The organism is Burkholderia ubonensis (assembly GCF_001718695.1).
Taxonomy (GTDB): domain Bacteria; phylum Pseudomonadota; class Gammaproteobacteria; order Burkholderiales; family Burkholderiaceae; genus Burkholderia; species Burkholderia ubonensis_B.
On sequence record NZ_CP013420.1, the window covers coordinates 3,204,115 to 3,229,606 of the forward strand.

Sequence of the window (25,492 nt, forward strand, 5' to 3'; positions counted from 1 at the left end):
CGTGACGAGCCGGCGGCATCCGGGCGGAGCGGCGAGCGGCGACGTCGGAGAGCGGACAGGAAGCGGTTCATGTGCGCAAGCATACGGCATCCCGCGTCCCACTGTAAACCGCCGCGATGCAACAAATGTGTCGCGGCGGTGCGTGGGGCGCGGGAACCGGCCGGGGCTCAGACCGGATGCGCGAGATCGGCGGCGCTCGTGAACGAGTCCGCGTAGAACTCGTCCGCGGGCAGCCCGTGATGCTGCGTGAAGTCGCGCTGCGCGGACTCGACCATCACCGGCGCGCCGCACGCGTAGACCTGGTGCGCCGACAGGTCGGGCAGGTCCTCGATCACCGCGCGATGGACGAAGCCGGTGCGGCCGCTCCACTGGTCGGCGTCGTCCGGCTCGGACAGCACCGGCACGAACCGGAAGTTCGGAATCTCGCGCGCCCATTGCTCGGCGAGCTCGGCGAGATAGATGTCCTTCTTGCGGCGCGCGCCCCAGTAGAGCGTCATCGGACGCGTGATGCCCCGGTGCTTCACGTGCTCGATGATCGCCTTGATCGGCGCGAAGCCGGTGCCGGACGCGAGCAGCACGATCGGCTTGTCCGAATCCTCGCGCAGGAAGAACGTGCCGAGCGGGCCTTCGAAGCGCAGGATGTCGCGCTCCTTCATCGCACCGAACACGTGGTCGGTGAACTTGCCGCCCGGCATGTGGCGGATGTGCAGCTCGATCGGGCCTTCCTCGTGCGGCGCGTTCGCCATCGAGTAGCTGCGGCGCGAGCCGTCCTTCAGGATGAATTCGATGTACTGGCCCGCGAGGTACTGCAGGCGCTCGTTGGCCGGCAGCTGCAGCTTCAGCACCATCACGTCGTCGGCCTTGCGCTCGAGCGCGGCGATGCGGCACGGCAGCTTCTTGACCTGCACCCCGTCGACGCCGGCGATCTCGCGCACGTCGATCTCGAGATCGCATTGCGCCTTCGAGCAGCACAGCAGCGCGAGGCCGCGGGTCCGCTCGTCGTTGGACAGCGCCGACGCGGCGTGCGGGCCCTGCTCGATCTGGCCCGACACGATCTGCCCCTTGCAGGAGCCGCACGCGCCGTTCTTGCAGCCGTACGGCAGATGGACGTTCTGGCGCAGCGCGGCCGCCAGCACGGTTTCGTCCGACTCGACCTGGAATTGCCGGCCGCTTTGCTTGAGAGTGACGTTGAATGCCATAGAACCAACTAGAACAAAATGTGGGGACCGTGCTTGTTGCGCACGGCAGCTACAATGCAGCCGTTGCGCGCTGCGCAACGGTGGCTACTGATTTCGCAAACATCATGATCGCGACACGAATTCTGCGCCGTCCGCGCGTGCTGATCGTCGGCTGCGGCGACGTCGGCCTGCGCTGCGTCGCCCAGTGGCGCGCGCGGCGCGGCGAGCTGCGGATCGTCGCGCTGACGAGCCATCCGGCCCGGCGTGACGAACTGCGCGCTGCGGGCGCGACGCCGATCGTCGGCGACCTCGACCGACCGTCGACGCTGGCCCGCCTCGCGGGGCTTGCGCCGCGCACGATCCTGCATCTCGCGCCGCCGCAGCCCGACGGACGCGACGATCGGCGCACGCGTGCGCTCGTTGCCGCATTGACCGTGCCCGGGCGGCGGCTCGCGCAGCCCGCGCCGGCATCCGGCAGGCTGCGGGCCGCGCGCGCGGCGCTCCGCCTGGCCGGTGCGCCCTCGCGGGAAACGCGTATTGTACCCGACGGTCTTCGCGCGCCCACGCTCGTCTACGCAAGCACGACCGGCGTGTACGGCGACTGCGGCGGCGCGCGCATCGACGAAACGCGGCCGCTCCACCCCGCCAATCCGCGCGCGTTGCGCCGGGTGTCGGCGGAGCGGCAACTGCGCGCCGCGACCGTGCGCGGCGGGCTGTCGGCGCGCATCGTCCGGATCCCCGGCATCTACGCGGCGAACCGGCTGCCGCTCGCGCGCCTCGAACGCGGCACGCCGGCGCTCGCGGCGGCCGACGACGTCTACACGAACCACATCCATGCCGACGACCTTGCGACGATCCTGCTGCGCGCGGCCGCGCGCGGCAGGCCGTCGCGCGCCGTGCACGCGTCGGACGACAGCGAACTGCGGATGGGGGAGTATTTCGACCGGGTCGCACAAGTGTTCGGCCTGCCGCCGCCGCCGCGCGTGAGCCGCGCCGACGCCGAGCGCCTGCTCGAGCCGACGCTGCTGTCGTTCATGCGCGAGTCGCGGCGGCTGTCCAACGCACGGCTCAAGCGCGAATTGTGCGTGACGTTGCGCTATCCGACCGTAGACGATTTCCTTCAAACGCTCGCGCCCGGCGGCGCGTCAGGTCAGCGCGGGTAACGCCTCGATCAGCAGGAAGCAGAGCAACGCGCCGATCAGCGCACCGATCAGGTTCGGGTGATAGCGGTGCTTCAGATGCATCGCGGCCAGCAGCGCGCCGATTGCCACGACACCGATGATCGCGAACGCGATCATCACGTACGACAGTTCGAAAGAGTGGTTGACGCCCATGATGTCTCCCCAGCATCGCTGTTCGTGACAGCTTGTAATTCGAGTATAGCGGGGGATCGGGCGGCCGCTGCGCGGCCGATCGCCGAACGGTCGTGCGGATTTTCCCTTACAGGGTTTTGACGGTATTGCGCAGCGCTGCCAGCTCAGCCTCTGCGAGCCAGCACCAGCTACCGGGCGCCAGCCCGGCCGGCAGCGCGAATCCGCCGATGCTTTCGCGGTGCAGCGCCTCCACGCGATTGCTCGCCGCCGCGACCATCCGTTTCACCTGATGATATTTGCCTTCGAGCACGGTCAGCGCGAGCACGTGCGCGTCGCGCGCGTCGGCTGCGACCGCGGCGATCGGCTTCGGCTCGCCGTGCAGCTGGACGCCCGTGCGCAGCGCGTGCAGCTGCGCGTCGTCGAGCGGGTGGCGCACGGTCGCGACGTAGGTCTTCGGCACCTTGCGCTTCGGCGACGTGTACGCGTGAACGAACTGGCCGTCGTCGGACAGCAGCAGCAGGCCGGTCGTGTCCTGGTCGAGGCGGCCGACGCACTGCACGCCGCGCGCGACGAGCGGCGTCGGCAGCAGGCTGAACACGCTCGCGTGATGCTGCGGATCGCGCGAGCACTCGTAGCCGGCCGGCTTGTTGAGCGCGAGATACGCGCGCGCGTGATACGGCCACGCGGTGCCGTCGAGCGTGAACACGAGGCCGTCCGTGTCGAAGGCTGCGTCCGGGTCGGTCGCGCTCGCGCCCGCGACGGTGACGCGGCCCGATTCGATCAGGCCGCGGCACTGGCGGCGCGAGCCGAAGCCCTGGGTGAAGAGAATGCTTTCGAGATCCATAGCGCGCGCATTCTATCAAGCAGCGGCGCAGGGACGGCATGAACGCGCATGCGTCGGTAAGCTGCCGGAACGCCGCGCTGCGCCCGTTCGTTCAGTTCGAGCGTACGGCGAGTTCGACGGCTACGGTTCGCTGACCGTGCGCGGGCTCGTCCACGACCTGTGCCGCCACGACCGGCGGCATCTGGCCGGCATGCAGTGGCTGCTCGGCAAGATCGACGCGGCGCGCAGCCGCGCGCGCACTTCGCGCTCCATGCCGACCATGTTGCGTGCGTACCCGTACAGCGTGTCGCCGGCCGGCGTCGGCGCGATCCGGCGTGTCGCGCGCGCCAGCAGCACGGTGCCGGCCGGCCCGGCGCGCGAAGGATCAGCCGCCGACGCGCGGCGCGAGCAGATCGGCGAGCCCGATGTTCCTGAACATCTCGCGGCGGATGCGATCGCCGACGCGGAACACTTCCTCGGCGCCGTCCTGCGACGGGTCGACGAACACGCGGTAGGGGCGCTTGCCGGCCGGCGCCGCGACGAGTTCGGCAATGGCCGTGGCGACGGCGTCGGCGTCGGCGTCGGCCGGTTCGAGCGCGGCGAGGCCCTTCAACGCCTGATCGGCGACACCCGCGTACGGCCCGCCGTCGTAGGCGGCCTGCACGGCGGTATCGGCCGGCTTGCCCGCATGGAGGAAGTGATTCGTGCCCCGGGTGAACGCGCCCGGCACGACGATCGACGTTTCGATGCCCCAGCGTGCGAGCTCGGCCGCGTAGGACACCGCGAGCGAGTCCATCGCGGCTTTCGCGGCGAAGTAGGGCGCGAGGAACGGCGGGGTGCCGCCGCGCGCCGACGAGGACGACACCCACACGAGCAGGCCACGGCGCTGGCGGCGCAGGTGCGGCAGCGCCGCGCGGTTCACGCGCTGGGTCGACACGACGTTGACGTCGTAGAGCTGCGCCAGCTGTTCGGGCGTGAACGCTTCGGCCGGCCCGAACACCATGTGACCGGCGTTGTGGACGACGATGTCGAGGCGGCCGTTGTCCGCGATCACGCGATCGATGGCGGCGTCGACCGATGCGTCGTCGCCGACGTCGAGTTCGACGCTGCGCAGATCGACGCCGTGTTGTTGCGCATAGGCGGCGACGGCGGCGACGCGCGGTGCATTGCGCCCGGCGCTCTCGCGCATCGAGGCGTAGACCGTGTGACCGGCGCGGGCGAGCGCCTGGGCCGTCAGCAAGCCGAAGCCGCTGGACGCGCCGGTGACGAGGACGACTTCCTTCATGAGCAATCTCCTGGCGGAAAGATGAGGGGGCGGCGAGCGGTCCGTCAGCACATGCCGCCGTTGGCGCGCAGGATCTGGCCGTTGATCCATGCGCCGTCCGGACCCGCGAGGAACGCGACGGCGCCGGCGATGTCGTCGGGCTGGCCGAGCCGTTCGAGCGGGTTCAGCTTCGCGAGCCGATCGATAAGTTCGGGGCTCTTGCCCTGCAGGAACAACTCGGTCGCGACCGGTCCCGGCGCGACGGCGTTCACGCGGATGCCGCGCCCGCGCATTTCCTGGGCGAGCACCTGCGTCATGCTTTCGACCGCCGCCTTGCTCGCGACGTACAGCCCGTAGGTCGGCATGCGCATCCCGATCACGCTGGTCGACAGGTTGACGATCCGGCCGCCGTCGCGCACGCGCTGCGCTGCCGCGCGGCATACGTTGAACGTGCCCTTCACGTTGATCGCGAACGTGTTGTCGAACACCGCATCGTCGAACTCGGCGATCGCCGCGAGCTTCATCACGCCCGCCGAGTTCACCACCACGTCGATCCCGCCGAAGGCATCGCGGGCCGCGTCGAACAGCGAGGTGACGGCGGCCGGATCGGCGACGTTCGCCTGCACGGCGATCGCCTGACCGCCGTCGGCGACGATCGCGTCGACCACTTCGCGGGCCGGGCCGGCGCTCCCGGCATAGTTGACGACGACCCGGAAGCCGTCCCGGGCGAGTTGGCGCGCGATTTCCGCGCCGATGCCGCGCGACGAACCTGTGACGATGGCGACTTGTTCCGATGTGCTCATGTTCTGCTCCTGTCGAGTGGATGAGTGCCGTTCGATCCGGCGACAGGACCACTGTAGGCTTCCTCGATAAATAAAAATAATGAATAATGATCAGTCAATGAATGACTGAAAGTATGTTTCATGGGATTCGACAGCAGATTGCTCAGCGGTATCGGCGTGCTCTCCGCGGTGATCGAGGCGGGTACCTTCGCGCGGGCGGGCGAGGCGATGGGATTGACGCAGCCGGCGGTGAGCCGTGCGGTGGCGCGGCTGGAGGAGCGCGTCGGGATCCGGATCTTCAACCGGACGGCGCGTGCGATCACGCTGACCGACGAAGGGCGGCGCTTCTACGAGACGGTCGCGCCGCTGCTGGCCGGTATCGAGGAGGCGGCGCTCGACGCCGGTCAGTCGAAGGCGCGCGTGAGAGGGCGGCTGCGGGTCAACGTGGACGGCACGTTCGGCCACTACGTGCTGGCGCCGCGGATGGCGGAATTTCTCGATCGTTATCCGGAGCTGTCGGTCGAGATCAGTGTGCGCGACCGGATGGGCGACCTCGTCGCGGACGGCTTCGACGTGGCCGTGCGCTTCGGCATCCCGGAGCCGTCGTCATATCGCGCGCGATTGCTGCTCGAGACGCGCGTGCTGACGTGCGCGTCGGCGGCCTACATCGCGCGTCATGGCGAACCGCTGCACCCGCGGGATCTCGCTGACGGTCACCGGTGCGTGCTGATCCGCGATCCGGTGACCGGGCGGCCGTATGAATGGGAGTTTCATCGCGGCAACGAAGTCGTGCCGGTCGACGCCGCCGGCAGGCTGACGGTGAACGATACGGGCGGACTGCTCGGCGCGTGCCTGGGCGGCGTCGGCATTGCGCAACTGCTCGAACTCTATGCGCGGGACGTCCTGGCCGACGGAAGGTTGGTGCAGTTGTTGCCCGAGTGGGCGGACGAGACTTTCCCGCTTTACGCGTATCACCATGCGTCGAATCTCGTTTCGGCGAAGGTGAGGGTGTTTCTGGACTTCGTCCGCGAGCTGATGGTCTGAGCGCACCGGGCGGCTGGCCGCCGCCGGTTAGCCGATGCGCTGCGGAACGCGCGGCACCAACAAAAAACCCGCGAAGCGGCGAGCTTGCGCGGGTGTCGACAGACGCAGCGCACGACGCTGCGAAAGACTGGTGCCCAGGGCCGGAATCGAACCGGCACGCCTTGCGGCGGGGGATTTTGAGTCCCCTGCGTCTACCAATTTCACCACCTGGGCTTGTGATCGTTGCCGCACCAGCGATGCTGCGCGGCGAAACGCGGATTATGGCGGAAAATGGGGCGCCGGGCAAGCCATCGGCGCGCCGCGCCGCCCGTTACCGGCTCAGGTAGACGAACCGGCCCTGTTTCACGATCCCCATCACGCTCGCGCGCTGATCGAGTCCGACGTGGTCCTTGTCGCTCGTGTTGACGACGCCGTTCGGCACGACCAGCTCGTGCGCCCGTTCGAGTTCGCGCCGCAGCGCCGTCCGGAACGCCGGCGTGCCCGGCTGCGCCGCCTTCAGCGCGCGGCCGACCGCGTCCGCGAGGCGCGGATACACGCCGGCCGCGTCGCCCGCGAACTGCGTGACCGTGCCCGCGCCGTAGCGCGCTTCATATGCATCGACGAACGCCAGCGCCGCCTTGCGCGCCGGGTCGTCGGCCGGCAACGTGCGGGCGACGACGACCGGCTGCGTCGGGAACAGCGTGCCTTCCACGTCCTTGCCGCCGAGCCGGATGAATTCCGGCGTCGCGATTCCGTGCGTCTGGTAGATCGCGCCCTTGTAGCCGCGCTCGATCAGCGTGCGCTGCGGCAGCACGGCCGGCGTGCCCGAGCCCGCGATCAGGACGGCATCGGGCTTCGCCGCGATCAGCTTCAGCGCCTGCCCGGTGACGCTCGCGTCGGTCCGGTTGAAGCGCTCGGTCGCGATCACGCGGATCTTGCGGATCTCGGCGAAGCGCGTGAACTCGTTCAGCCAGCTGTCGCCATAGCTGTCCGCGAAGCCGATGAAGCCGACCGTCTTCACGCCGTGATTGGCCATGTAGCGCGTCATCACGTCGGCCATCGCGCTGTCGCTCTGCGCCATCTTGAACGCCCAGGTGCGCGCGCCTTCCTGCGGCTCGACGATCGCGCCCGAGCCGACCAGCGTGATCATCGGCGTTTGCGACGCGGCCACCGCGTCCAGCGCCGCAAGCGCGGCCGGCGTGATGTTCGGCCCGACCACGACGTCGACGTGATCCTCGTCCACCAGCTTGCGGATATTGCGCACGGCCGCGCCCGGATCGGACGCATCGTCGAGCACCGTCAGCTGCACCGGCTGGCCGGCGATCGTCTTCGGCCACATCAGGATCGCGTTCTTGCTGGTGATGCCGATCGCGGCGGCCGGGCCGGTCGACGACAGGTCGACGCCGACCTTCAGGTCGGCATGCGCGGCCGCGCAGCCGAGCAACAGGGCGCCGGCAGCGGCGCGGCGCAACAGGGCGGGAAGCGTCATGCGGAAGTCTCCATCTGCGTCGGGCAACCAAAAGGGGCGCGATATCGAACCGCGCCCCGCGTTCAAACCGCGTGCGTCAAAGCTCGTACGATTCGGCTTCGCCCTTGAGCGCCTGCTCGATCAGCTTGCGGTTCAGCGTCGGCGACAGCAGTTCGACGAGCGTGTACACATAGCTGCGCAGGTACGCGCCCTGCTTGAGCGCGACGCGCGTGACGTTGCTGCCGAACAGGTGGCCGACCGGAATCAGCCGCAGGTTGCGGTCGCGCTCCGGGTTGAACGCGATGTCGGCCATGATCCCGACGCCGAGGCCGAGCTCGACGTAGGTCTTGATCACGTCGGCGTCGATCGCCTCGAGCACGATGTCCGGCGACAGCCCGCGCAGCGCGAACGCATGGTTGATCTTCCTGCGGCCGGCGAACGCGTCGTCGTAGGTGATCAGCGGGTACTGCGCGAGATCGTCGAGCGTCGGCGTCTTGCGCTCGAGCAGCGGGTGATCGGCGGGCACCACGGCCGCGTGATGCCACTGGAAGCAGGGCAGCGACACGAGCTCCTTGTAGTCGGCGATCGCCTCGGTCGCGATCGCGAGGTCGGCCTGGTCGTGGATCACCATCTCGGCGACCTGCGTCGGGCTGCCCTGCAGGATCGACAGGTGCACCTTCGGGAAGCGCTTCTTGAATTCGGCGATCGCGGCCGGCAGCGAGTAGCGGGCCTGCGTGTGGGTCGCCGCGATCGTCAGGTTGCCCTGATCCTGCGCGGCGTAATCCTTTCCGACCCTTTTCAGGCTTTCGACCTCCTGGAGGATCCGCTCGACGGACGCGAGAATGATCCGCCCCGGTTCGGTGAGCGAACGCACGCGCTTGCCGTGCCGCGTGAAGATCTCCACGCCGAGCTCGTCTTCGAGCTCGATGATCGCCTTCGACACCCCCGGCTGCGACGTGTACAGCGCCTTGGCGGCCTCGGTGAGGTTGAAATTCTGCCGGACGGCCTCGCGCACGAAGCGAAATTGGTGCAGGTTCATTTATAACCCTTCCGCATATCAACAGAATTTTTTAGTCGTTTGAAATATAAGGGGAGTTTATTACGATTCACCGGAGTTTTTCAAATATGGATATCTGTTTTCGTCATTAGCAATCCACCGGCCCGCGGATGACCGGGCGCGGCGGCGAAACGGAGATTCGGGCGCGACGTGGCTAGGACGTCGCGCGGTCAACACGAAAACCCTGGGGTCCCCGAATGTATCAGTACGACCAGTACGACCAGACGATCGTCGACGAGCGTGTCGCGCAGTACCGCGATCAGGTGCGCCGCCGCCTGTCGGGCGAGTTGAGCGAGGACGAGTTCCGTCCGCTGCGCCTGCAGAACGGCCTGTACATGCAGCGTCACGCATACATGCACCGCATCGCGATTCCGTACGGCAACCTGCGCAGCGACCAGCTGCGGATGCTGGCCCGCATCGCGCGCGAGCACGACCGCGGCTACGGCCACTTCTCGACCCGCTCGAACATCCAGTTCAACTGGATCAAGCTCGAGGAGACGCCCGAGATCCTCGCGAAGCTCGCGTCGGTGCAGATGCACGGCATCCAGACGTCGGGGAACTGCATCCGCAACATCACGGCCGACCAGTTCGCGGGCGTCGCTCAAGACGAGGAGATCGATCCGCGCCCGTGGTCGGAAATCCTCCGCCAGTGGTCGACGTTCCATCCCGAATTCGCATGGCTGCCGCGCAAGTTCAAGATCGCGGTGTCGGGCTCCAAGGTCGACCGCGCGGCCGTGCAGATCCACGACCTCGGCGTGTACCTGAAGAAGAACGCGCAGGGCGAGGTGGTCGCGAGCATCCTCGCGGGCGGCGGCCTCGGGCGCACGCCGATCGTCGGCGCGGTGATCAAGGAAGATCTGCCGTGGCAGCACCTGCTGACCTACTGCGAGGCCGTGCTGCGCGTGTACAACCGCTACGGCCGCCGCGACAACCTGTACAAGGCCCGCATCAAGATCCTCGTGAAGGCGCTGTCGCCGGCGAAGTTCGCGCAGCAGGTCGAGGAAGAGTGGCAGCACCTGAAGGACGGCCCGTCGACGCTCACGCAGGCGGAGCTCGACCGCGTGTCGCAGTACTTTCTGCCGCCCGTCTATGAAAAGCTCGCCGACACCGACGCGTCGTTCGAGCAGCACCTGCTCGAGAACAAGGCGTTCGCGCGCTGGGTCGAGCGCAACGTCGCGCCGCACAAGGTGCCCGGCTATGCGGCCGTCACGCTGTCGCTGAAGAATCATCGCATCGCCCCGGGCGACGCGACCGATGCGCAGATGGAGCAGGTCGCCGACTGGGCCGACGCCTACTCGTTCGGCGAGCTGCGCGTGTCGCACGAGCAGAACCTGATCCTCGCGAACGTGAAGAAGCGCGACCTGTTCGCCGTGTGGGAAAAGGCGAAGGCGGCCGGTTTCGCGACGCCGAACGTCGGCCTGCTGACCGACATCATCGCGTGCCCGGGCGGCGACTTCTGCTCGCTCGCGAACGCGAAGTCGATCCCGATCGCGCTCGCGATCCAGCAGCGCTTCGACGATCTCGACTACGTGTACGACCTCGGCGACCTGTCGCTGAACATTTCCGGTTGCATGAACTCGTGCGGCCATCACCACGTCGGCAACATCGGCATCCTCGGCGTCGACAAGGACGGCGCCGAGTGGTACCAGGTGTCGCTCGGCGGCGAGCAGGGCACGGGCCGCAACGGCGCGCGCCTCGGCCGCGTGATCGGCCCGTCGTTCTCGGCGGAGGAAGTGCCGGACGTGATCGCGAAGCTGATCGATACGTTCGTCGAGTCGCGCGCCGACGGCGAGCGCTTCATCGACACGTATGATCGCATCGGCATCGCGCCGTTCAAGGAGCGCGTCTACGCGGCGCGCCAGGCGGTGAACGCGTAACCAACCGGGTAGAAGGAATTTGCAGATGGCTTCGATTATCAAGAACCGCGCAGTGATCGACGATGCATGGCAGGTCGTGCGCGCGGCGGAAGACGGCGCGCTGCCCGCGGTCGACGCGTTGCCGGCCGGCAAGGTGCTGGTGCCGCTCGCGCTGTGGCAGGCCGAGCGCGCGGCGCTCGTCGCCGCGAAGACGAAGGACGAGCTCGGCGTGTGGCTCGCGCCGGACAGCGAGCCGGCCGATCTCGCCGCCGACTTCGACGCGATCTCGCTGATCGGCGTCGAGTTCCCGCGCTTCGCGGACGGCCGCGGCTACAGCATCGCGCGCCTGCTGCGCGAGCGCCACGGCTGGACGGGCGAGCTGCGCGCGATCGGCGACGTGCTGCGCGACCAGCTGCTGTACATGTCGCGCTGCGGCTTCGACGCGTTCGCGGTGCGCGCGGACAAGGACATCCACGACGCGCTGAACGCGTTCGGCGAATTCTCGCAGCGCTACCAGGGCGCGTTCGACGAGCCCGCGCCGCTGTTCCGCCGCCGCGCCGCGGCCGCTGGGGTAGCGACCGCTGGGGTAGCGACGTCCGACGCGAAGGTGAACGCATGAGCGGCGCCAACGCCACCGCACTGACCCCGGAACTCGCCGCGAAGGTCGAACGGCTCGACGCGCTGCTCGCGCAGATCGCCGCGCGCCATCCGAAGGTGAAGTTCGCGAGCAGCCTTGCGGCGGAAGACATGCTCGTCACGCATGCGATCTTGTCGAAGGGGCTGTCGATCGGCATCTTCTCGCTGAACACGGGCCGCCTGCACGCGGAGACGCTCGGCATGATCGACCGCGTGCGCGAACGCTACGGCTACGAGATCGAGCAGTTCCATCCGCAGCAGGACGCGATCGACCGGTACGTCGCCGACCACGGCCTGAACGCGTTCTACGAGAGCGTCGAGCTGCGCAAGTCGTGCTGCCACATCCGCAAGGTCGAGCCGCTGAACCGCGCGCTCTCCGACGTCGATGCGTGGGTCACCGGCCAGCGCCGCGAGCAGTCGGTCACGCGCGCGGAGCTGCACGAGGAAGAGCAGGACGAAGCACGCGGGATCGCGAAGTACAACCCGCTCGCCGACTGGACGGAGAGCGAGGTGTGGGTGTACCTGAAGGCGTTCGACGTGCCGGTCAATCCGCTGCATGCGCGCGGCTACCCGAGCATCGGCTGCGAGCCCTGCACGCGGGCGATCCGCCCCGGCGAGGACAGCCGGGCCGGCCGCTGGTGGTGGGAGTCGCGCGACACGAAGGAATGCGGGCTGCACATCATCACGCCGATTCCCGCGGCGTCCGATGCAAGCGCCGCGCACTGAACGATACAAGACCCAATATTGCGCCGCCCGCGAAAGCGGGCGGCACGAACCCGGAAGAGAAGGACTGAAACCATGAGCACGACGCTCGAGCAATCCGCCTTTGCCCCGCCCACCGGCGACAGCAGCCGCATGGGCCACCTCGACTGGCTCGAGGCCGAGTCGATCTACATCCTGCGCGAGCTGGTCGCCGAGTGCAGCAAGCCGGCGCTGCTGTTCTCGGGCGGCAAGGATTCGGTCGTCGTGCTGCATCTCGCGCTGAAGGCGTTCGGCCTCGGCGCGAATCGCAGGACGTCGCTGCCGTTTCCGCTCGTGCACATCGACACGGGCCACAACTACGACGAAGTGATCGACTTCCGCGACCGCCGCGCGCAAGAGATCGGCGCGGAGCTGATCGTCGGCCACGTCGAGGACTCGATCAAGCGCGGCACCGTCGTGCTGCGCCGCGAGACCGATTCGCGCAATGCCGCGCAGGCCGTCACGCTGCTCGAGACGATCGAGCAGCACGGCTTCACCGCGATGATCGGCGGCGCGCGCCGCGACGAGGAGAAGGCGCGCGCGAAGGAGCGCATCTTCTCGTTCCGCGACGAATTCGGCCAGTGGGACCCGAAGGCGCAGCGCCCGGAGCTGTGGAGCCTGTACAACGCGCGCCTGCACAACGGCGAGCACCTGCGCGTGTTCCCGATCTCGAACTGGACCGAGCTCGACGTGTGGCAGTACATCGCCCGCGAAAACCTCGAGCTGCCGTCGATCTACTACGCGCACCAGCGCGAGATCGTGCGCCGCAACGGGCTGCTCGTGCCGGTCACGCCGCTCACGCCGATGCGCGAAGGCGAGACGAGCGAGCTCGCGCAGGTGCGCTTCCGCACGGTCGGCGACATCAGCTGCACGTGCCCGGTCGAGAGCGACGCGGACGACGTCGAGAAGATCATCGCCGAGACGGCGGTGACCGAGATCACCGAGCGCGGCGCGACCCGGATGGACGACCAGACCTCCGAAGCCGCGATGGAACAGCGCAAGAAGCAAGGTTATTTCTGAAGCACGCGAGGACATTCACATCATGAGCATCATCGAGAACAACGAAGACCTCGGCGTGCTGCGCTTCATCACCGCGGGCAGCGTCGACGACGGCAAGAGCACGCTGATCGGCCGCCTGCTGTACGACAGCAAGGCCGTGCTGTCCGACCAGCTGTCCGCGCTGTCGCGCGCGAAGAACAAGCGCACGGTCGGCGACGAGCTCGACCTCGCGCTCCTGACCGACGGTCTCGAAGCCGAGCGCGAGCAGGGCATCACGATCGACGTCGCGTACCGCTACTTCGCGACCGCGAAGCGCAAGTTCATCATCGCCGACACGCCGGGCCACGAGCAGTACACGCGCAACATGGTGACGGGCGCGTCGACCGCGCACGCGGCGATCATCCTGATCGACGCGACGCGCGTGACGGTCGAGAACGGCGTCGCCGAGCTGCTGCCGCAGACCAAGCGCCACAGTGCGATCGTCAAGCTGCTCGCGCTGCAGCACGTGATCGTCGCGATCAACAAGATGGACCTCGTCGACTACAGCGAAGCGCGCTTCAACGAGATCCGCGACGCGTACGTCGCGCTCGCGCAGCAGCTCGGCCTCGCCGACGTGCGCTTCGTGCCGGTGTCGGCGCTCAAGGGCGACAACATCGTCGGCGCGAGCGAGCGCATGCCGTGGTATGCGGGCGAGCCGCTGCTCGACGTGCTCGAGTCGCTGCCCGTCGAGACGCAGGCGCATGACGCGCTGCGCTTCCCGGTGCAGTGGGTCGCGCGCCAGGACGGCAGCTCGGCCGACGATTTCCGCGGCTACATGGGCCGCATCGAGTCGGGCGAGGTGAAGGTCGGCGACGAGATCGTCGTGCTGCCGTCGAACCGCACCGCGACGGTCGCCGAGATCATCGCGCCGGTGCCGGGCGGCACCGCGGCCGTCGAACAGGCGTTCGCGGGCCAGACGGTGACGATCCGCCTCGCGCAGGACGTCGACGTGTCGCGCGGCGACATGTTCGTCGCGGTCGCGCAGACGGTCGCGCCGGCGAAGAAGCTCGAGGCGGACCTGTGCTGGTTCGACGAAGCGCCGCTGTCGCCGCAGCGCAAGTACCTGCTGAAGCAGACCACGAGCACGGTGTTCGCGAAGATCGGCGCGGTGAAGCAGGTGCTCGACGTGCACACGCTGTCGCACGCGACCGATCGTCACGAGCTGAAGATGAACGACATCGGCCGCGTCGCGCTGACGCTGCAGAAGCCGATCGTGTGCGACACGTACGACGCGCATCCGGGCACGGGCGCGTTCGTGCTGATCGACGAGGCGACGCATCACACGGTCGCCGCGGGCATGATCCGGGCGTTCTCGGCATAAGCGGCGAACCGCGCCGCCTTTCGGGCGGCGCGAGCCGATGCCGGCGCCCGCGGCGGACAAGCGAAGCGATGAATATGGGCAAGGTATATCTGATCGGAGCCGGGCCGGGCGCGGCGGACCTCATCACGGTGCGCGGCGCGCGGCTGCTCGCGCAGGCCGACGTCGTGCTGCACGACGCGCTCGTCGAGCCCGCGATGCTCGACTATGCGCCGAACGCGCGCAGGATCGCGGTCGGCAAGCGCTGCGGGCAGCGCTCGACCGCGCAGCAGTTCATCAACAAGCAGATCGTCGATGCGGCGCGCGAGCATGCGTGCGTCGTGCGGCTGAAGGGCGGCGACCCGATGCTGTTCGGCCGCGCGGACGAAGAGATGCGTGCGCTCGAAGCGGCGGGCATCGACTACGAGATCGTGCCGGGCATCACCGCGGCGCTGGCCGGCGCGGCGACGCTGAAGCGCTCGCTGACGCTGCGCGGCGTCGCGCGCAGCGTCGCGTTCGCGACGCACAGCCGCGCGCCCGGCAGCGACGAGATCCGCGAAGCGGCGCGCGCCGATTCGATCGTCTACTACATGGGCCGCGACAGCGCGCCGGGCATCGCGCAGGAACTGATCGACGCGGGCCGCGCAAGCGCGACGCCGGTCGCGATCGTCGAGGCATGCAGCACCGCGCGCGAGCGCACGCTGACGCTGACGCTCGGCGAGATGGCGGCGGGCGCGGCGCAGGCGTGGCTCGATCCGGCGCAGCCGAGCCTGCTGATGATCGGCGATGCGTTTGCCGAACGCGGGGCGCACGCGAAACGGGCCGGCGGGATGCGCGACGCGGCCTGAGCGGAGCAGGGCGTCCGAAATAAGAAAGCGCCGGCTTGTGAAGGCCGGCGCTTTTGTCTTGTGCGGTCCGCGCAGCGCTTACGCGCCGTCGTCCAGCTGATCGAGGCAATAGCGCGCGATCGCATCGAGCACGCCGTCGTCCTCGCCGACCGCGGTCGCGCAGCGGATCTCGACGCCCGGATGCGCGGCGCGGCACGCATCGACGAGCTGCGGCAGGTCGCGCCGGATGTGGCCGCCCTGGCCGAAGAACACCGGCACCACGGTGATGCGCGTGCAGCCGGCCGCCGCTTGCGCGGCGACCGCGGTGTCGAGCGACGGCGTCATCAGCTCGAGGAACGCGAGCGACACGGAAGAAGCGGGTTCGCCGCGCGCGGCGCGCAGCCGCGCGGCGAGCCGCTCGAACGGCTCCGCCCAGCGCGGATCGCGGGCGCCGTGAGCGAACAGGACGATGCCGTGCGAACCCATGTCGAACTCCGTCGCGAGACCGGCGCTCAGTGCCGGTCGACCCATTTGAGCGCGAACAGGCCGAGCCCCAGGTAGAGCAGGCCGGGGAGCGCCGCCGTCAGCGGCGCGGGCCATGTGTTCAGCGTGCCTATGTGCGAGAACAGCGTGTTGAGCAGCTGGAAGCTCATGCCGAGCATGATGCCGCCGAACACCTTCACGCCGACCACGCCCGCGCGCGTATGCAGGTACGCGAACGGCAGCGACAGCACCAGCATCACGAACACCGCGAACGGATACAGCAGCTTGCGCCACAGCGCGATGTCGTAGCGCTGCGTGTCCTGCTGGTTCTCCTTCAGGTGCTGGATGTAGCGGAACAGGTTGATCAGCGACATCCGTTCCGGCGATACGAGCAGCACCGACAGGATCTGCGGCGTCAGGTCCGAGCGCAGCCGGAACTCGGGCAGCGTGACCTGCTGCGACCGGTACACGGGGTTCAGCGCGTCGGCGGGCTGGCCGCCGATCGGCTTGATCGGCGTGAGCTCGGTCTCGGTGACGCCCGTCAGCAGCCAGTGGCCGGGCGCCTCGTAGCGGCCGGTCTGCGCGATGCGCACGTTCTGCAGCTGGAACTTCGAATCGAATTCGTAGATCCGCACGTTGCTGATCGTCGAATCCGGCGACAGGCTGCCGACGTTCACGAAGCGCGTGACCTGCTCGCCATTGTCGCGCGCGGCGAGCGTGTCCTTCACCCACACGCCGGACTGGAAGTTCGACGACACCGACGCGCCGAGCGCCTGCAGCCGCACGCGCTCGGACAACTGGTCGGCGTAGGGGCCGACGAATTCGCCGATCAGGTAGGTGACGATCACGAGCGGCACGCCGATCTTCAGCAGCGAGCGCAGCGCCTGGTTGGTCGCGAGGCCCGACACGCGGAAGATCGTGAATTCCGAGTTCGCGGCCATCTGCGCGAACACGTAGATCGCGCTGATCAGCGCGGCGACCGGGATGATCTCGTAGAAGCGCGACGGCGTCTGCAGCGCGACGCGCAGCACCGCGTAGCCGAACTTGTAGTTGCCGTGCCCGACCGAGTTCAGCTCGCTGATCAGGTCGAAGAAGAAGAACAGGCCCGAGAACGCGAACAGGATGAAGACGAACGTGACGTAGATCTGCCGCGCGAAGTACTTTTCAAAGAGCCGCATCGATCATGCTCCCGTCGAGCGGCTGAACAGCGCGCGCGTGAACAGCGGGCGGTTGCGCACCCGCAGCCAGAAGATGAAGCCGACGATCGCCGCGACGATCACGTGCAGGCCGACGAGGCCGACGCCGAACGGCAGCTTGCCCTGCTCGATCTGCGCCTGCACGACGTTCAGCAGGTTCGAGTAGGTCAGGTAGATCAGCACGGCCATCACGAGGTTGATCGTGCGGCTGCGGCGCGGGTTCTGGTACGCGAGCGGGATGCCGAGCACCATCAGGTTGATCGCGATCAGCGGCAGCCCCGCGCGCCATGCGAATTCCGCGAGCTTTTCGCGCGTCGGGTCGCGCAGCAGTTCGGGGGTCGGCGTGCTGTTGGTCGTCTGCACGTTGACGACCGGCTTGCTCGTGATCTTCACGCCGTAGCGCTCGAACTCCATGATCTTGAAGTTCGGCTGGCCGGGCGAGCCGTCGTAGCGGCGGCCGTCCTCGAGCACGACGAAGCGGTCGCCGTTCTTCGTGGTCTCGGTGTGGCCCGTCTGCGATACGACGACGTTGACCTTGCCGTTCTCGGTCGACGTGACGAACACGTTCTGCACCTTGCTCTGGTCCGGCGCCATCTTCTCGATGAAGAACACGCGGCGGCTCGCCGCCGATTCGCGGAACTGGCCGGGCGCGAGCAGCGAGATCTCGTCGCGCTGCTGGAAGCGCGCCTTGATCATCTTGCTCTGCTGGTTCGACCACGGCCAGCCGACGAACGCGAAGAACGCGATCAGCAGGATGATCGGCGCCGCGAACACGCCGATCGGCTTGATGAGGCGGGTCAGGCTCACGCCGGACGCGAGCCAGACGACCATTTCGGAGTCCCGGTACCACCGGGTCAGCACGAACAGGATCGACACGAACAGCGTGACGACGAGCATCACGGCGAGGTAGCCGATCACGGTGAGGCCGATCAGCACGAGCACGTCCTTCGGGTCGATTTCGCCGGACGCGGCGTAGCCGACGATGCGGATCATCATCGTCGTGAGCATGATCGTGAGCAGCACCATGAACACGGCGCCAGCCGTATACGCAAGCTCGCGCTGGAGGGAGCGTTCGAAGATCATTCTTGAAGAGAAGAGGGCGGGAAGCTGCGCACGCGTGGGCAGGCGCTCGCGCCGCCACGGGAAAAATAGCGGATAATTGCGGCTTTCATCCTTAGCCCAGATTTTATCCGAGGACAAGCGCGATGGACTTTAGCATAAAAGGCTGTGATTGGAGCAAAGGTGAGTCGAAGGGGTTCCTGACCGGCAAGTCGGACTGCATCGTGCTCGGCATCTTCGAGGCGCAGACGCTGTCGGGCGCCGCGCTCGACATCGATACGGCCACCAAGGGGCTGATCTCGCGCGTCGTGAAGGCCGGCGACATGGACGGCAAGCGCGGCAAGACGCTGTTCCTGCACGAAGTGCAGGGCATCGGCGCATCGCGCGTGCTGCTGGTCGGCCTCGGCAAGCAGGATGCTTTCAATCAGAAAGCCTATAACGACGCGGTCACCGCCGCATGGCGCGCGCTGCTCGCGACCAAGGTCGTTCAGGTCACCTTCACGCTGGCCCAGCTGCCGGTCGACGAGCGCGGCTCCGACTGGGGCGTGCGTGCCGCGATTCTCGCGCTGCGCAACGAAACGTATCGCTTCACGCAGCTGAAGAGCAAGCCGGAACCGGCGTCGCATGCGCTCAAGCGCATCGTGTTCAGCGTCGATCCGGCCGACGAGAAGGCGGCGAAGGTCGCGGTCAAGCAGGCCGTCGCGCTCGCGAACGGCATGGATCTGACCCGCGATCTCGGCAACCTGCCGGGCAACGTCTGCACGCCGACCTATCTCGCGAACACCGCGAAGCAGCTCGCGAAGGACTGGGGCCTGAAGGCCGAGGTGCTCGGGCTCAAGCAGGTCCAGGCGCTCAAGATGGGCTCGTTCCTGTCGGTCGCGCGCGCGTCGGTCGAGCCGGCGCAGTTCATCGTGCTGCACTACCAGGGCGCCGCGGCGAAAGCCAAGCCGGTCGTGCTGGTCGGCAAGGGCATCACGTTCGACACGGGCGGCATCTCGCTGAAGCCGGGCGAGGGCATGGACGAGATGAAGTACGACATGTGCGGCGCGGGCTCCGTGCTCGGCACGATCCGCGCGGTCGCGGAGATGGGCCTGAAGATCAACGTCGTCGCGATCGTCCCGACCTGCGAGAACATGCCGGGCGGCAACGCGACCAAGCCGGGCGACATCGTCACCAGCATGAAGGGGCTGACGATCGAGGTGCTGAACACCGACGCCGAGGGCCGCCTGATCCTGTGCGACGCGCTGACCTACGCGGAACGCTTCAAGCCGGCCGCGGTGATCGACGTCGCGACGCTGACGGGCGCCTGCGTGATCGCGCTCGGCGGCCACAACAGCGGCCTGTTTTCGAAGGACGACGCGCTCGCGGGCGAACTGCTCGACGCGTCGCGCGAGGCGAACGATCCGGCATGGCGCATGCCGCTCGACGACGAATACCAGGACCAGCTGAAGTCGAACTTCGCGGATCTCGCGAACATCGGCGGGCGTCCGGCCGGCGCCGTGACGGCCGCGTGCTTCCTGTCGCGCTTCACCGACAGCTACCCGTGGGCGCACCTCGACATCGCGGGCACCGCGTGGAAGGGCGGCGCGGCGAAGGGCGCGACCGGCCGTCCGGTGCCGCTGCTCGCGCAATTCCTGATCGACCGCGCCGGCCAGTGATGGCAGAGCGGTCGACAATGCGGGCAGGCGGGCGATGACGCGGATCGATTTCCACACGAACGTCGGCGATTCGCTCGCTTACGCGTGCCGGCTGCTGCGCAAGGCCTACCAGGCCGGGCAGCCGGTCGTCGTGCTCGCGGAGCCCGCGCGCCTGCGCGCGCTCGACGAGCGGCTCTGGACGTTCTCGCCGCTCGATTTCATCCCGCATTGCGGGATCGACAGCCAGCACGCGGCCGACACGCCGATCGTGCTGGCCGCCGATCTCGACAAGGCGCCGCATCACCAGGTGTTGCTGAATCTCGGCGCGGCGGTGCCCGCGCAGTTCGCGCGCTTCGAACGGCTGCTCGAGGTGGTCGGCAACGAGCCGGCCGAACTGGCCGCGGGCCGCGAGCGCTACCGCTTCTATCGCGATCGCGGTTATGCGCTGAACAACTACAAGCAGGGCAGCTAGCCGAAACCGGCGACGGAGCGTTCCCGTGACACAAGCCGAACCATTCTCGATCCCGACGCTGACCGACGTGCTGGTGCCCGGCAAGCCGGTGCCGGCCGCGCCGTCAGTGGGCGACGCACGATCGCGCGACGATGCCGACATTCCGGTGCTGAACGACACGATTGCGCGCGGCCGAACGGCAGCGTTCGACGCGCTCGATCACGACACGGCGGGCGCCGAGGCGGTGATCGTCGAGCCGGTGCCGACGCCGTATCTGCCGACCGTCGAGCTGCCCGGCGACAGCGATGCGCCGGCGCAACCGGCCGCGGCCGGGCACGTGGTGGCCGAGGAAGCGGCCGCCACGCCGGCGCCGCTGCGCTCGGTCCTGGCGGACGATGCGCCGTCGCAGCCCGAGCTCGCCGCGGCGCCGCTCGACGACGCGACACTGCCGCAGGCACTCGTGCCGGCTGCGGCCGCTGCCGCGGCGCTCGCGGATCGACCGGCCGACGCGTCGCCGCCGCCGCTGGGCGCGCCCGCCGCCGCGGCGGCGCTGACGCCCGAGGACGCGCAGCATATCGCCGAGCGTTTGCGCAACCGGCTCACGAACTATTTGACCGGTGCCGGGCGCGACGCGATCGAGGCGCGCTGCCGCGACGCGCTGCGCGGCCATACGGCATGGCTCGTCAGCCAGATCACGCGCGAAGTGGCGCTGGCGCTCGAGACCGAAGTGATGGATTGGGTGCGCGACGCGGTCGACGACGAGATCGCGCGCCGCCGCACCGGACATTCGGGCTGAGAGGCCGGCACGCGGCGTGTGTAGTCGTTTCGGGTAACGCGCTGCGCGGCTAGGATGACGCGCGCGGCCTGCTGCGCGGCGGCGTGCCGGAGCGGCCCGCGTCGCACGACGCCGCCGCGCGCGCCGGGTTGTGCCCGGAATTGCGTTAACGCAGCGACATCACCCAGTTCGCGAGGGCGTGCGCTTCGGCGCCCGTCAGCTGGGTATTGGCGGGCATCGGTACGCTGCCCCACACGCCGACGCTGCCCTTCACGATCGTCTGCGCGAGGTAGTCGCTCGCGTCGCCGCGCGGCGCGTACTTGCCCGCGATATCGTGGAATGACGGGCCCATCAGCGGCTTGCTGACCGCATGACAGGCCATGCAGTTCTTGCGCTGCGCGAGCGCGAGGCCGTCGCCGGCCGGCTCGGCGTGCGCTGCCGCTGCGCCGGCCGCCAACAGCGCCGCGAGCAGCGCGGCGGATATCGTCTGTTTCATGCAGTCCTCCGCCGGCGCGAACGGCCGGCTTCACGGTCCGCGCATTATAAGAGCAAAGGGAACGCGCGTTTTGCGCGTTTCCCGAGTCGGGGCGCGCTACGCGGTCGCAGGTGCGGTGCGCTGTATCGTGACGGTAGTCGCGCTGCGGTATGGCGGGCGCGGTGGCCGTGATGGCGAGGTCGGTGGGCGCGGCGCCCGCCGCTGACGCTGATGAAGCCGAAGGGCCAGTGCGCTCGACCGACCTCGCCGCGTCGCGACGCGTGATCTCCCGGCTTCGTTTGGCGCCCGGCTTTTATGACATCATTACGGGCTGCTACGGCGCGGCGCGGGCGACCCCGCGCATCGGCCAGGAGGCGATCCAGATGCAGACGATCGTGAGCCTCGTGTCGGCCGGCATGGGCGTCGCACTGGTGCCGCAATCGCTGCGTAACCTGCGGCGCACCGGCGTGCTCGACGCGCCGGTCGTCGACGCGCGGCTCGTGTGGTGCACCGGTGACGTCGGCGCGGTGCTCGCCCGCTTCGTCGATGTCACGCGTGCACGGAGTCGCCGCGCGATGCGAACGATGGCGCGTCGGCGCCGTCCAACGCGCGGTGCGCGCCCTGTGCGAGCCGTACCGCATTCGAAAACTTCACCGCTAACCCATGATCATTCACCCGAATTTCGACCCCGTTGCGATCCATCTCGGGCCGCTGGCCGTGCGCTGGTACGGGCTCATGTATCTCGTCGCGTTCATCGCGGCGATCGTCGTCGGCCGGCTGCGCCTGAAGCTGCCGCATGTGGCCGCGCAGGGCTGGACCGTGAAGGACATCGACGACATGATGTTCTACGGCGTGCTCGGCACGGTGCTCGGCGGCCGGCTCGGCTACGTGCTGTTCTACAAGGCGGGCTACTACTTCGCGCATCCGCTCGACGTCTTCAAGGTATGGGAAGGCGGGATGTCGTTTCACGGCGGCTTTCTCGGCGTGACGCTCGCGATGATGCTGTTCGCATGGCAGCGCAAGCGCCACTGGCTGCAGGTCACCGACTTCGTCGCGCCGATGGTGCCGACGGGGCTGGCGGCGGGCCGGCTCGGCAACTTCATCAACGGCGAGCTGTGGGGCCGCGTGACCGATCCGAATGCGCCGTGGGCGATGCTGTTCCCGGGTGCGATGCGCGACGATGCGGCCTGGCTGCCCGCGCATCCGGCGCTCGTCGCGAAGTGGCATCTGGCCGACGTGTTCATGCAATACCAGATGCTGCCGCGCCATCCTTCGCAGCTCTATGAAATCGCGCTCGAAGGCGTCGTGCTGTTCTTCGCGCTGTTCTTCTTCTCGCGCAAGCCGCGGCCGATGGGCGCGGTGTCCGCGCTGTTCCTGATCGGCTACGGTCTCGCGCGCTTCACGGTCGAGTTCGCGCGCGAACCGGACGACTTCCTCGGGCTGCTTGCGCTCGGCCTGTCGATGGGGCAGTGGCTGTCGCTGCCGATGATCCTCGCGGGCGTCGCGCTGATGGTCTGGGCATATCGCCGCCGTGCGGCGGCCTCGGCTGCGTGATGCGATCGCGCAACTGACGCACCAACGAAAAACGCCGGCCACTGGGCCGGCGTTTTCGCATCTGGCGTGCTCGAGCGTCGTGCGTTACTTCATCTGCACCGAGCCGTTGACCGTGACCGACACGGTCGCCTTGCCGCCTTCGACCGCGATCGGCGCGCTCATCTTCGCGCTGTCCATCGCGGGTGCGGCCATCGCCATCATGCGCGGATACGGCTGCACGTTGCGGCCGCTGCCGACGTTCACGTCGCGAATCGAATAGTTGTTGTAGCCGAACGCCTTCGCGGCCTCGTCCGCGCGCACGCGGAACGACTTGATCGCTTCGGTCGTGAGCTTCTGCTCGGCCGCGCGCTGCGCTTCCGGCGACAGCGAGAACTCGACGTTCGCGACCTGCATCAGGTTCGACAACTGGCCCGCGAGCTTCGACGCCGCGGCGAAATCGCGCGATTCGAGCACGACCTCGGTGCGGCCGCGCCATGCGGAGATCCTGCCGTCGCGGTCAGTGCTCGGATAGACGGAGAACGCGCCCGTGCGCGCAGTGACGCCCGACACGCTCTTCGCCTGCGCGAGCGCGGCGTCGGCGCGCTGGTTCAGCGCGGACGTCAGGCTGCCCGGGTCCTTCGCCTGCTGCTCGTAGAACAGCGTGATGTGGATGATGTCCTGCGGCACCTCGGCGCTCGCCTGCGACGACAGCGACAGTACGCCCGACGGCTCCGGAAAATGCGGGTTGACGGCCTGCGCGTGCGCCGCGGGCGACGCGAGCGTCAGCGCGACGGGAACGGCGGCGGCGAGAGCGAGCGACAGCGCGAGTGCGGATTTCTTGGTCATTGTTGGACTCCTTGTGCGAGGGCGCGCACGCGGATCACGCGTGCGCGACGCGGGCGGGCCGCGCGACGAAAAAACGACGGCCGGCCCGACTGGCCGGCAGCGGTTGCTTAGGCTGCGCGACCGCGCCGCGAGTTCCGGACGGGCGGTCGTGCGTTGACCAAATTTAATGTTTGCCCTTTGCGTTCACTTCATCAGCCGTTCGGTGATGAAGCGCCATTCGGCGCGCGTGACGGGCGTGATCGACAGCCGGTTGCCTTTCGCGAGCACGCGCATGTCGGCGAGCTCGTCGTATTCGCGCAGTGCGGCGAGCGGCACGAGCGCCGCCTTCTTCACGAAGCGCACGTCGACGAGCAGCCAGCGCGGCGTTTCCTGCGTCGACTTCGGATCGTAATAGGGGCTCTTCGGATCGAACTGCGTGGGATCGGGGTAGGGTGTCGACGACACTTCGGCGAGGCCCGCGATGCCGGGCTCGGGGCAGCTCGAGTGATAGAACAGCACGCCGTCGCCGATCTGCATCGTGTCGCGCATGAAATTGCGCGCCTGATAGTTGCGCACGCCGGTCCACGGCAGCGTGCGCTGCGGCGCATTCGCGAGATCGTCGATGCTCGCTTCGTCCGGTTCGGACTTCATCAGCCAGAATTGCATGGATCGTGATCGACGCAGAAAGAGGCTGCTACAAAAGGAAACGGCATCGGGATAGGTACCCGATGCCGTTGAATAGGCCCCCGCCTTAGCCGCTAGGCCGGCATCCTGAACCTGGGGTTCAGAATTGGTCGCAGTTAGCAGCACTTCGGGTACATCAGACAGAGTGACGCGCGCGCCCGTGCTACAAATTTCCGCAACCGTGCACATGGCATTGGTTCAAGGAATATATGACCTTGGCGAACCAGGCAGGGAAGCTGACTAAACTGTGAATCTATGTGTCCAATTTGACCACCGTTGACCGTGGAGATCAAGGGAAATCGACGCATCGATCCGGGTTACTGCGTCTCGTGCTGTGCGAGCACCGCACCGAGCTGTTCATTCATTTGGCGCATTGTACGCCGGATTTCTTCCGCGGGAAATGCTTCACCGTGACGCACGCTCTGCTGCAGCCGCAGCAGTTCCGACGCGAGCGACAGCGCCGCCATCACGGCGATGCGGTCCGTGCCGCGCACCGAGCTGTTCGAGCGGATCTTCGTCATTTCCGCGTCGACGCGCGCGACGGCTTCCAGCAGCGCCGCTTCGGTCTCGGCCGAACAGGCGAGCCGGTAGGCCTGGCCGAGAATCGAGACTTCGATCTGCTTGGTGCTCATGCATGTTCTCCGTGGCTGGCTGCGTCGTCGCTATCGGTGCGCGACTGCGCATCCAGCAGGTCGAGCTGGTTGTCGGCTTCCGCCGCGCTCTTCGTGCGCGGCAGCTTCTCGAGAATCGCGTTCAGCTTGACCTGCGCGTCGTCGATCTTCGCCGACAGCGTGTCGCGTTCCTCCGCGAGCGCGTTGCGTTCCTCGCGCAGCTGCGTGAGCTCGCTGCGCACCGTGTCCGCTTCCGCGCGCAGTTGCGCGACCTGCTCCTCGAGCGCGAGCCGTTCCGAGTGATAGCGCTGGTTCAGCGCAATCAGCCGGCCAATATTTTGAGATAAGGTTTCGAGTTCGTTGAGCATCTGCTGCGTCCTCTAAAGACCCAGCATTTTAGCGCGGAATAACGCACATTCCGACATATGTAACGTTTCCAGTCGTAACACCCCCGCTTCTT

General features: G+C 68.0%; 27 protein-coding genes, 1 tRNA gene, 1 other RNA gene and 3 pseudogenes. 14 read left to right on the plus strand and 18 right to left on the minus strand.

All coding sequences use genetic code 11. From position 1 onward, the window contains the following. Positions 1-167: 167 nt before the first annotated feature. Entirely contained in the window at positions 168-1,199 is a 1,032-nt protein-coding gene (locus tag WJ35_RS14590) for a CDP-6-deoxy-delta-3,4-glucoseen reductase (protein WP_060232234.1), read from the minus strand. A gap of 104 nt (positions 1,200-1,303) precedes the next feature. Here WJ35_RS14590 and WJ35_RS14595 point away from each other — a divergent pair, with 104 nt between their 5' ends. Further along, complete coding sequence (locus WJ35_RS14595) at positions 1,304-2,341, plus strand: NAD-dependent epimerase/dehydratase family protein (RefSeq protein WP_060232231.1); 1,038 nt, start codon at positions 1,304-1,306, stop codon at positions 2,339-2,341. On the opposite strand, the gene WJ35_RS14600 is transcribed toward WJ35_RS14595, so the two are convergent. Both WJ35_RS14600 and WJ35_RS14605 read right to left on the minus strand, forming a co-directional pair. Further along, positions 2,324-2,512, minus strand: a complete 189-nt coding sequence (locus tag WJ35_RS14600; protein WP_011885752.1) for a hypothetical protein — start codon at positions 2,510-2,512, stop codon at positions 2,324-2,326. The two genes, WJ35_RS14595 and WJ35_RS14600, sit on opposite strands and share 18 nt — an antisense overlap. 106 nt (positions 2,513-2,618) lie before the next feature. Continuing rightward, a complete protein-coding gene (locus WJ35_RS14605; RefSeq protein ID WP_069239357.1) occupies positions 2,619-3,335 on the minus strand; it encodes a pseudouridine synthase in 717 nt (238 codons plus the stop codon). A gap of 106 nt (positions 3,336-3,441) precedes the next feature. Here WJ35_RS14605 and WJ35_RS30115 point away from each other — a divergent pair. Next, a pseudogene (locus WJ35_RS30115) lies at positions 3,442-3,558 on the plus strand (DinB family protein); the annotation flags it as partial. On the opposite strand, the pseudogene WJ35_RS32120 reads toward WJ35_RS30115, so the two are convergent. From WJ35_RS32120 to WJ35_RS14620, 3 genes and pseudogenes are all read right to left on the minus strand, one after another. Next, positions 3,552-3,680: pseudogene (locus WJ35_RS32120) on the minus strand (LysR family transcriptional regulator); the annotation flags it as partial. The pseudogenes WJ35_RS30115 and WJ35_RS32120 sit on opposite strands and share 7 nt — an antisense overlap. Positions 3,681-3,699: 19 nt before the next feature. Then, on the minus strand, positions 3,700-4,599 hold the full coding sequence (locus WJ35_RS14615) for an SDR family oxidoreductase (RefSeq protein WP_069239359.1): 900 nt from the start codon (positions 4,597-4,599) through the stop codon (positions 3,700-3,702). Positions 4,600-4,643: 44 nt separating this feature from the next. Further along, positions 4,644-5,381: an SDR family oxidoreductase gene (locus WJ35_RS14620; RefSeq protein ID WP_069239360.1), complete on the minus strand. Its 738-nt coding sequence runs from the start codon at positions 5,379-5,381 to the stop codon at positions 4,644-4,646. A 120-nt stretch (positions 5,382-5,501) separates the two neighbouring features. Between WJ35_RS14620 and WJ35_RS14625 the strand changes: the two genes are divergently transcribed. Continuing rightward, positions 5,502-6,404 carry a LysR family transcriptional regulator gene (locus WJ35_RS14625; RefSeq protein WP_011885748.1) on the plus strand — a complete coding sequence of 301 codons (903 nt, stop codon included), beginning with the start codon at positions 5,502-5,504 and terminating at the stop codon, positions 6,402-6,404. 128 nt (positions 6,405-6,532) lie between these two features. Here the strand turns inward: WJ35_RS14625 and WJ35_RS14630 are convergent. The 3 genes from WJ35_RS14630 to WJ35_RS14640 form a co-directional block, all read right to left on the minus strand. After that, positions 6,533-6,617: transfer RNA gene (locus WJ35_RS14630), tRNA-Leu, on the minus strand. A gap of 97 nt (positions 6,618-6,714) precedes the next feature. Further along, positions 6,715-7,872, minus strand: a complete 1,158-nt coding sequence (locus tag WJ35_RS14635) for an ABC transporter substrate-binding protein (protein WP_011885747.1) — start codon at positions 7,870-7,872, stop codon at positions 6,715-6,717. Positions 7,873-7,948: 76 nt separating this feature from the next. Next, positions 7,949-8,890, minus strand: coding sequence for a CysB family HTH-type transcriptional regulator (locus WJ35_RS14640; RefSeq protein ID WP_059612809.1), 942 nt, complete (start codon positions 8,888-8,890; stop codon positions 7,949-7,951). A gap of 215 nt (positions 8,891-9,105) precedes the next feature. Here WJ35_RS14640 and WJ35_RS14645 point away from each other — a divergent pair, with 215 nt between their 5' ends. From WJ35_RS14645 to cobA, 6 genes are all read left to right on the plus strand, one after another. After that, positions 9,106-10,785, plus strand: a complete 1,680-nt coding sequence (locus WJ35_RS14645; protein WP_060232226.1) for a nitrite/sulfite reductase — start codon at positions 9,106-9,108, stop codon at positions 10,783-10,785. Between the two features lie 25 nt (positions 10,786-10,810). Beyond that, positions 10,811-11,383: a DUF934 domain-containing protein gene (locus tag WJ35_RS14650; RefSeq protein ID WP_069239361.1), complete on the plus strand. Its 573-nt coding sequence runs from the start codon at positions 10,811-10,813 to the stop codon at positions 11,381-11,383. Then, complete coding sequence (locus WJ35_RS14655) at positions 11,380-12,126, plus strand: phosphoadenylyl-sulfate reductase (RefSeq protein ID WP_069239362.1); 747 nt, start codon at positions 11,380-11,382, stop codon at positions 12,124-12,126. The genes WJ35_RS14650 and WJ35_RS14655 overlap by 4 nt, the downstream gene beginning before the upstream one ends. Positions 12,127-12,198: 72 nt before the next feature. After that, the gene (gene cysD / locus WJ35_RS14660; RefSeq protein ID WP_060232217.1) at positions 12,199-13,161 is read left to right on the plus strand and encodes a sulfate adenylyltransferase subunit CysD; all 963 of its coding nucleotides are present in this window, start codon (positions 12,199-12,201) and stop codon (positions 13,159-13,161) included. Positions 13,162-13,183: 22 nt separating this feature from the next. Then, on the plus strand, positions 13,184-14,500 hold the full coding sequence (locus WJ35_RS14665; protein ID WP_010090969.1) for a sulfate adenylyltransferase subunit 1: 1,317 nt from the start codon (positions 13,184-13,186) through the stop codon (positions 14,498-14,500). Positions 14,501-14,574: 74 nt separating this feature from the next. Next, positions 14,575-15,324: a uroporphyrinogen-III C-methyltransferase gene (gene cobA, locus WJ35_RS14670; protein ID WP_059612799.1), complete on the plus strand. Its 750-nt coding sequence runs from the start codon at positions 14,575-14,577 to the stop codon at positions 15,322-15,324. A gap of 78 nt (positions 15,325-15,402) precedes the next feature. On the opposite strand, the gene WJ35_RS14675 is transcribed toward cobA, so the two are convergent. From WJ35_RS14675 to lptF, 3 genes are read right to left on the minus strand one after another with little or no spacing between them, the layout of a single operon-like run. Further along, a complete protein-coding gene (locus WJ35_RS14675; RefSeq protein ID WP_010090972.1) occupies positions 15,403-15,789 on the minus strand; it encodes a sirohydrochlorin chelatase in 387 nt (128 codons plus the stop codon). 26 nt (positions 15,790-15,815) lie between these two features. Beyond that, a complete protein-coding gene (lptG, locus tag WJ35_RS14680; RefSeq protein WP_010090973.1) occupies positions 15,816-16,964 on the minus strand; it encodes an LPS export ABC transporter permease LptG in 1,149 nt (382 codons plus the stop codon). Between the two features lie 3 nt (positions 16,965-16,967). Beyond that, positions 16,968-18,065 (minus strand): LPS export ABC transporter permease LptF, encoded by a 1,098-nt coding sequence (lptF, locus tag WJ35_RS14685; RefSeq protein WP_060232214.1) that lies wholly within the window; start codon positions 18,063-18,065, stop codon positions 16,968-16,970. A gap of 122 nt (positions 18,066-18,187) precedes the next feature. Here lptF and WJ35_RS14690 point away from each other — a divergent pair, with 122 nt between their 5' ends. From WJ35_RS14690 to WJ35_RS14700, 3 genes are read left to right on the plus strand one after another with little or no spacing between them, the layout of a single operon-like run. After that, positions 18,188-19,699: a leucyl aminopeptidase gene (locus tag WJ35_RS14690; RefSeq protein WP_059932932.1), complete on the plus strand. Its 1,512-nt coding sequence runs from the start codon at positions 18,188-18,190 to the stop codon at positions 19,697-19,699. A gap of 34 nt (positions 19,700-19,733) precedes the next feature. Beyond that, positions 19,734-20,150, plus strand: coding sequence for a DNA polymerase III subunit chi (locus WJ35_RS14695; RefSeq protein ID WP_010090975.1), 417 nt, complete (start codon positions 19,734-19,736; stop codon positions 20,148-20,150). A gap of 25 nt (positions 20,151-20,175) precedes the next feature. Next, positions 20,176-20,925, plus strand: coding sequence for a DUF2486 family protein (locus WJ35_RS14700; protein WP_069239363.1), 750 nt, complete (start codon positions 20,176-20,178; stop codon positions 20,923-20,925). A 145-nt stretch (positions 20,926-21,070) separates the two neighbouring features. Here the strand turns inward: WJ35_RS14700 and WJ35_RS14705 are convergent, their stop codons facing one another. Continuing rightward, positions 21,071-21,400: a c-type cytochrome gene (locus tag WJ35_RS14705; RefSeq protein ID WP_069239364.1), complete on the minus strand. Its 330-nt coding sequence runs from the start codon at positions 21,398-21,400 to the stop codon at positions 21,071-21,073. A gap of 161 nt (positions 21,401-21,561) precedes the next feature. Here WJ35_RS14705 and WJ35_RS30120 point away from each other — a divergent pair. Continuing rightward, a pseudogene (locus tag WJ35_RS30120) lies at positions 21,562-21,954 on the plus strand (LysR substrate-binding domain-containing protein); the annotation flags it as partial. A gap of 88 nt (positions 21,955-22,042) precedes the next feature. Continuing rightward, a complete protein-coding gene (gene lgt / locus WJ35_RS14715; protein ID WP_059826325.1) occupies positions 22,043-22,933 on the plus strand; it encodes a prolipoprotein diacylglyceryl transferase in 891 nt (296 codons plus the stop codon). Between the two features lie 84 nt (positions 22,934-23,017). Here lgt and WJ35_RS14720 read toward each other — a convergent pair whose 3' ends face one another. The 5 genes from WJ35_RS14720 to WJ35_RS14740 all read right to left on the minus strand — a co-directional run bounded on the left by WJ35_RS14720 (position 23,018) and on the right by WJ35_RS14740 (position 25,400). Next, positions 23,018-23,758: an SIMPL domain-containing protein gene (locus WJ35_RS14720; RefSeq protein ID WP_060232204.1), complete on the minus strand. Its 741-nt coding sequence runs from the start codon at positions 23,756-23,758 to the stop codon at positions 23,018-23,020. 183 nt (positions 23,759-23,941) lie between these two features. After that, entirely contained in the window at positions 23,942-24,403 is a 462-nt protein-coding gene (locus WJ35_RS14725) for an EVE domain-containing protein (protein ID WP_059612781.1), read from the minus strand. Between the two features lie 73 nt (positions 24,404-24,476). Beyond that, positions 24,477-24,658: non-coding RNA, 6S RNA (ssrS, locus tag WJ35_RS14730), on the minus strand. An 80-nt stretch (positions 24,659-24,738) separates the two neighbouring features. After that, positions 24,739-25,053 carry a cell division protein ZapA gene (locus WJ35_RS14735; RefSeq protein ID WP_010090984.1) on the minus strand — a complete coding sequence of 105 codons (315 nt, stop codon included), beginning with the start codon at positions 25,051-25,053 and terminating at the stop codon, positions 24,739-24,741. Further along, on the minus strand, positions 25,050-25,400 hold the full coding sequence (locus tag WJ35_RS14740) for an ATPase (protein WP_010090985.1): 351 nt from the start codon (positions 25,398-25,400) through the stop codon (positions 25,050-25,052). Before WJ35_RS14740 ends, WJ35_RS14735 begins: the two co-directional genes overlap by 4 nt. Positions 25,401-25,492: the final 92 nt, after the last annotated feature.

Excerpts from the sequence above, each read along its gene's own strand:
- WJ35_RS14620 (WP_069239360.1), bottom strand. The coding sequence starts at position 5,381 with ATGAGCACATCGGAACAAGTCGCCATCGTCACAGGTTCGTCGCGCGGC.
- WJ35_RS14695 (WP_010090975.1), top strand. The coding sequence starts at position 19,734 with ATGACGCGGATCGATTTCCACACGAACGTCGGCGATTCGCTCGCTTAC.
- WJ35_RS14600 (WP_011885752.1), bottom strand. The coding sequence starts at position 2,512 with ATGGGCGTCAACCACTCTTTCGAACTGTCGTACGTGATGATCGCGTTC.
- WJ35_RS14665 (WP_010090969.1), top strand. The coding sequence starts at position 13,184 with ATGAGCATCATCGAGAACAACGAAGACCTCGGCGTGCTGCGCTTCATC.
- lptG (WP_010090973.1), bottom strand. The coding sequence starts at position 16,964 with ATGCGGCTCTTTGAAAAGTACTTCGCGCGGCAGATCTACGTCACGTTC.
- WJ35_RS14655 (WP_069239362.1), top strand. The coding sequence starts at position 11,380 with ATGAGCGGCGCCAACGCCACCGCACTGACCCCGGAACTCGCCGCGAAG.
- cysD (WP_060232217.1), top strand. The coding sequence starts at position 12,199 with ATGAGCACGACGCTCGAGCAATCCGCCTTTGCCCCGCCCACCGGCGAC.
- WJ35_RS14725 (WP_059612781.1), bottom strand. The coding sequence starts at position 24,403 with ATGCAATTCTGGCTGATGAAGTCCGAACCGGACGAAGCGAGCATCGAC.
- lptF (WP_060232214.1), bottom strand. The coding sequence starts at position 18,065 with ATGATCTTCGAACGCTCCCTCCAGCGCGAGCTTGCGTATACGGCTGGC.
- WJ35_RS14640 (WP_059612809.1), bottom strand. The coding sequence starts at position 8,890 with ATGAACCTGCACCAATTTCGCTTCGTGCGCGAGGCCGTCCGGCAGAAT.
- WJ35_RS14590 (WP_060232234.1), bottom strand. The coding sequence starts at position 1,199 with ATGGCATTCAACGTCACTCTCAAGCAAAGCGGCCGGCAATTCCAGGTC.
- WJ35_RS14605 (WP_069239357.1), bottom strand. The coding sequence starts at position 3,335 with ATGGATCTCGAAAGCATTCTCTTCACCCAGGGCTTCGGCTCGCGCCGC.
- WJ35_RS14735 (WP_010090984.1), bottom strand. The coding sequence starts at position 25,053 with ATGAGCACCAAGCAGATCGAAGTCTCGATTCTCGGCCAGGCCTACCGG.
- WJ35_RS14615 (WP_069239359.1), bottom strand. The coding sequence starts at position 4,599 with ATGAAGGAAGTCGTCCTCGTCACCGGCGCGTCCAGCGGCTTCGGCTTG.
- lgt (WP_059826325.1), top strand. The coding sequence starts at position 22,043 with ATGATCATTCACCCGAATTTCGACCCCGTTGCGATCCATCTCGGGCCG.
- WJ35_RS14705 (WP_069239364.1), bottom strand. The coding sequence starts at position 21,400 with ATGAAACAGACGATATCCGCCGCGCTGCTCGCGGCGCTGTTGGCGGCC.
- WJ35_RS14740 (WP_010090985.1), bottom strand. The coding sequence starts at position 25,400 with ATGCTCAACGAACTCGAAACCTTATCTCAAAATATTGGCCGGCTGATT.
- WJ35_RS14595 (WP_060232231.1), top strand. The coding sequence starts at position 1,304 with ATGATCGCGACACGAATTCTGCGCCGTCCGCGCGTGCTGATCGTCGGC.
- WJ35_RS14645 (WP_060232226.1), top strand. The coding sequence starts at position 9,106 with ATGTATCAGTACGACCAGTACGACCAGACGATCGTCGACGAGCGTGTC.
- WJ35_RS14635 (WP_011885747.1), bottom strand. The coding sequence starts at position 7,872 with ATGACGCTTCCCGCCCTGTTGCGCCGCGCCGCTGCCGGCGCCCTGTTG.
- WJ35_RS14675 (WP_010090972.1), bottom strand. The coding sequence starts at position 15,789 with ATGGGTTCGCACGGCATCGTCCTGTTCGCTCACGGCGCCCGCGATCCG.
- WJ35_RS14690 (WP_059932932.1), top strand. The coding sequence starts at position 18,188 with ATGGACTTTAGCATAAAAGGCTGTGATTGGAGCAAAGGTGAGTCGAAG.
- cobA (WP_059612799.1), top strand. The coding sequence starts at position 14,575 with ATGGGCAAGGTATATCTGATCGGAGCCGGGCCGGGCGCGGCGGACCTC.
- WJ35_RS14625 (WP_011885748.1), top strand. The coding sequence starts at position 5,502 with ATGGGATTCGACAGCAGATTGCTCAGCGGTATCGGCGTGCTCTCCGCG.
- WJ35_RS14650 (WP_069239361.1), top strand. The coding sequence starts at position 10,811 with ATGGCTTCGATTATCAAGAACCGCGCAGTGATCGACGATGCATGGCAG.
- WJ35_RS14720 (WP_060232204.1), bottom strand. The coding sequence starts at position 23,758 with ATGACCAAGAAATCCGCACTCGCGCTGTCGCTCGCTCTCGCCGCCGCC.